The sequence below is a fragment of the Bacillus sp. SIMBA_154 genome, assembly GCF_046536015.1.
Classification (GTDB): Bacteria; Bacillota; Bacilli; order Bacillales; family Bacillaceae; genus Bacillus; species Bacillus pumilus_P.
Genome location: NZ_JAWJBV010000106.1, coordinates 1 through 351 on the forward strand (window position 1 = coordinate 1; position 351 = coordinate 351).

At 46.4% G+C, this 351-nt stretch carries 1 protein-coding gene; it reads right to left on the bottom strand.

Annotated elements, in window-relative coordinates; translation table 11 throughout:
* Nucleotides 1–74: 74 nt before the first annotated feature.
* The coding region (locus R0K30_RS21315; RefSeq protein ID WP_410612768.1) for a hypothetical protein at nucleotides 75–351 on the bottom strand (277 nt) is incomplete at its 5' end.

Below are 351 nucleotides of genomic sequence, written 5' to 3' on the forward strand. Positions count from 1 at the left end.
CTATCGTTTCGCCTAATAGCTCGTGATAACAGTCAATTGACTGTTGAGCTGATTGAACCAGACCCTGGTGACGCTCATACGAATAAGGGATGAAGTACGCATAATAAACGCTTTCTTGTTCTGGTGTATGACGAATAGTCAGCGACACCGGCTAATACGGGAGATTTACCGTAGCGGGTGCCGATAAGATCGGCAATAGATGTGATGTTTTGGTGTTTGGCGTAATTGAGAAGTTTGAGTTGTAGGCCGTGCAGCAAAATAAAAACAATAATCGCGCCCGCGTAGGTTGGCGCAAACGCCCAACCATAGTATGCCGATTGGGTTATGGTTCCAAAAAAAGCCCAGGAGGTG